The 3,712-nt window shown below is 65.1% G+C and carries 3 protein-coding genes; all 3 read left to right on the top strand.

Annotated features, from left to right (window positions below):
• Window positions 1-100: 100 nt before the first annotated feature.
• From dusB to ntrC, 3 genes are read left to right on the top strand one after another with little or no spacing between them, the layout of a single operon-like run.
• A complete protein-coding gene (gene dusB, locus A3840_RS01500) occupies window positions 101-1,063 on the top strand; it encodes a tRNA dihydrouridine synthase DusB (RefSeq protein ID WP_281180525.1) in 963 nt (320 codons plus the stop codon).
• On the top strand, window positions 1,060-2,196 hold the full coding sequence (locus tag A3840_RS01505) for a two-component system sensor histidine kinase NtrB (protein ID WP_082903567.1): 1,137 nt from the start codon (window positions 1,060-1,062) through the stop codon (window positions 2,194-2,196). Before dusB ends, A3840_RS01505 begins: the two co-directional genes overlap by 4 nt.
• Complete coding sequence (ntrC, locus tag A3840_RS01510) at window positions 2,193-3,641, top strand: nitrogen regulation protein NR(I) (RefSeq protein ID WP_067450835.1); 1,449 nt, start codon at window positions 2,193-2,195, stop codon at window positions 3,639-3,641. The genes A3840_RS01505 and ntrC overlap by 4 nt, the downstream gene beginning before the upstream one ends.
• Window positions 3,642-3,712: the final 71 nt, after the last annotated feature.

A 3,712-nucleotide genomic window follows, 5' to 3' on the forward strand; every position in this document is an offset into this window, starting at 1 on the left:
TCGTGGGCTCGGAGATGTGTATAAGAGACAGATTTTATATTGACCATTTCTGGGGCAGTTCGTGGCAAGCAATGCCTGCGCTTTGAGCATCGGGGGGCATGTGTTTCGCAGTCGGGCCCTGCTGGCGCCGATGGCCGGCATTACCGACCGGCCCTTCCGCGACATCGCCGCCCGCCACGGTGCGGGCATGGTCGTATCCGAAATGGTGGCCAGCGCTGCCCTCACCACCGGCCATAGCGACATGGTCCGCAAGCTCACCCCCGCCGGCACCCTGCCGCATATGGTGCAATTGGCCGGCTGCGAGCCCGGATGGATGGCCGAGGGCGCCCGCATCGCCGAAAATGCCGGCGCCGATATCATCGATATCAATTTCGGCTGCCCCGCCAAGCGCGTCACCAATGGCTATGCCGGCTCGGCCCTGATGCGCGTGCCCGACCAGGCGCTGGCCATTGTCGATGCCGTGGCCCGGGCCACCAGCCGCCCGGTCACCGTGAAGATGCGGCTGGGCTGGGACGATGACAGCCTCAACGCCGCCGAGATCGCCCGGCTCGCCGTCGGGGCCGGGGCCCGCATGATCACCGTCCATGGGCGCACGCGCCAGCAGTTCTACAAGGGCCAGGCCCGCTGGGCCCTGGTGCGCGCCGTGGTCGAGGCCGTGCCGGTGCCCGTCATCGTCAATGGCGATATCGTCGATGCCGACAGCGCCCGCGAGGCCCTGGACCAGTCGGGCGCCGCCGCCGTCATGCTGGGCCGTGGCGCCCAGGGCCAGCCCTGGCGGGTCGGGCAGATCGGTGCCGCCCTGGCCGGCGAAACGCCCGCCGCCCCGCCGCAGGGCGAAGCGCTGTTGGCGCTGATCCGCCGGCACTACGAGGAAATGCTGATCGATTACGGCACCGAGATCGGCCTGCGCGCCGCGCGCAAGCATCTGGGTTGGTATGCCGAAGCGGCGGGCCTGTCCCTCGATAAGCCGACACGCCATGCCCTGCTGGACAATGACGATCCTAAATCCGTTCTGGCGCTGATCGGCACCCTGTTTTCTGGCGAATGGAGGGCGGCGGCATGAGTGCCGTGATGATGGACGTCGATTCCGTTCCGGCCCGGGCCGTGCTGCAGGCCCTGCCGCAACCGATTCTGGTGCTGGGCGAAAATCGCCATATCCTCTTCGCCAATTACGCGGCCGAGGCCTTTTTCGGCGCCTCGCTCAGCGTGCTGACCCGTCAATCCCTGGACGATCTCATCGCCTTCGGTTCGCCCATCATCTCGCTGGTGGAAACGGTGGGCCAGCGCCGGGCACCGATGACCGAATATCGCGTGCGCGTCGGCTCCTCGCGCTTCGGCGACGAGCGGGTGGCCGACGTCTTCGCTACGCCCATTTCCGACAATGACGGGCGGGTCGCCGTGCTGATCCAGGAACGGACCATGGCCGACAAGATCGATCGGCAGATGGTGTCGCGCGGCGCCGCCCGGTCGGTCACCGGCCTGGCCTCCATGCTGGCGCACGAGATCAAGAACCCGCTTTCCGGCATTCGTGGCGCCGCCCAATTGCTGGAGCAATCGGTGCCTGCCGACGAGGTGCCCTTGGCCCGGCTGATCCGTGAGGAAACCGACCGGATCGTCCATCTGATCGATCGGGTGGAAGTGTTCGGCGACGAGCGCCCCCTCGAGCGCGAGCCGATCAATATCCACGTGGTCCTGGACCGGGTGAAGCTCCTGGCCCGCAATGGCGTGGCGCGCGGCGTCACCTTTGCCGAGGAATACGATCCCTCGCTGCCGCCGGTCTTCGGCAATCGGGATCAACTCATCCAGATATTCCTAAATCTGATCAAGAACGCCTCGGAAGCGCTTGAAAAAACACAGAAACCCGAAATCAAACTTTCCACCGCCTTCCGCCCCGGCATTCGCATCAGCGTCGCCGGAGTGGCCGAGCGCATCTCGCTGCCGCTCGAAATCGTCATCGAGGATAACGGCCCTGGCGTGCCGCCCGACATCCTGCCCTTCCTGTTCGACCCCTTCGTCACCACCAAGACCAATGGTTCGGGCCTGGGCCTCGCTCTCGTGGCCAAGATCGTGGGCGATCATGGCGGGGTGATCGATTGCGACAGCCGCCCGGGCCGCACGCGCTTCCGCATCCTGCTGCCCGTCGCCAGCGCCGCCTTCCAGACTCCCGCCGAAGCCGAAGAGGGTTCGAATCCATGAGCCATGTTGTCCTGCTTGCCGATGACGATGCCGCCATCCGCATGGTGCTCAATCAGGCGTTGACCCGCGCCGGCTACGAAGTGCGGCCCACCGGCAATATCTCGACCATGTGGAATTGGGTCAGCCGCGGCGAGGGCGATATCCTCATCACCGACGTGGCCATGCCCGATGGCAATGCCTTCGAGGTCATGCCCAAGATCAAGAAGCTGCGCCCCGACCTGCCCATGATCGTCATGAGCGCGCAGAACACCTTCATGACCGCGATCCGGGCCTCGGAAGTGGGGGCCTACGAATATCTGCCCAAGCCCTTCGACATCACCGAAGTGCTCTCGGTGGTGTCGCGGGCCCTGGCCGATGCCAAGAAGCCCGGCAAGGACGAGCGCAAGACCGAGGAACCGGGCGAATCCATGCCGCTGGTGGGCCGTTCCACCGCCATGCAGGACATCTATCGCGCCCTGGCGCGGCTGATGCAGACCGATCTCACCGTCATGATCACCGGCGAGAGCGGCACCGGCAAGGAATTGGTGGCGCGGGCCCTGCATGATTTCGGCAAGCGCCGCAACGGCCCCTTCGTCGCCATCAACATGGCCGCCATTCCGCGCGACCTGATCGAGGCCGAACTGTTCGGTCACGAGAAGGGGGCCTTTACCGGCGCCAATACCCGCTCGTCCGGCCGTTTCGAGCAGGCCGAGGGCGGTACATTATTCCTCGATGAAATCGGCGACATGCCGATGGACGCCCAGACGCGGCTCCTGCGCGTCTTGCAGGAAGGCGAATACACCATGGTCGGCGGCCGCAGCGCCATCAAGACCAATGTGCGCATCGTCGCTGCCACCCATCGCGATCTCAGCCAGATGATCCGGCAGGGCCTGTTCCGCGAGGATTTGTATTACCGCCTCAACGTGGTGCCCATCCGCCTGCCGCCACTGCGCGAGCGCGTGGACGACATCCCCGATCTGGCCCAGCATTTCCTGCGTCTGGCCCAGCGCGAGGGCGAAGCCTCCAAGACCATTTCCGCCGACGCCATCAGGCTGATGCAGAACTATTCCTGGCCGGGCAATATCCGCGAGCTGGAAAACCTCGTCCGCCGCCTGTCAGCTCTTTATGCCGACGAGCAGATTTCGGCCGAAATCGTCCAGAACGAGCTCAATATCAGCGACAGGCCCTCGGTCTCCGGCGTGGCGGGCCCGGTGGATATTTCCATGGCCGTGGAAACCCATGTCGGCCAATTGCTGCGCGAATACGAGCCCAATCTGCCCCCGCCCGGCATGTATCAGCGGGTGATCGACAAGGTGGAAGCGCCCCTGATCGCCATGGCCCTCAATGCCTGCGGCGGCAACCAGATCAAGGCCGCCGACCTGCTCGGGCTCAACCGCAACACCCTGCGCAAGAAAATCCGCACGCACAGCATCGAAATCGTCAAACACAGCCGCCGGGGAGGGTAACGCACAGATCGTGCGCCCAACACCGACCGTCGCCCTCGGGCTTGTGTGGAGGAAGTGTGGTTTACTGATTT

It is taken from the genome of Devosia elaeis (genome assembly GCF_001650025.1).
Lineage (GTDB): Bacteria > Pseudomonadota > Alphaproteobacteria > Rhizobiales > Devosiaceae > Devosia > Devosia elaeis.

Excerpts from the sequence above, each read along its gene's own strand:
- A3840_RS01505 (WP_082903567.1), top strand. The coding sequence starts at position 1,060 with ATGAGTGCCGTGATGATGGACGTCGATTCCGTTCCGGCCCGGGCCGTG.
- ntrC (WP_067450835.1), top strand. The coding sequence starts at position 2,193 with ATGAGCCATGTTGTCCTGCTTGCCGATGACGATGCCGCCATCCGCATG.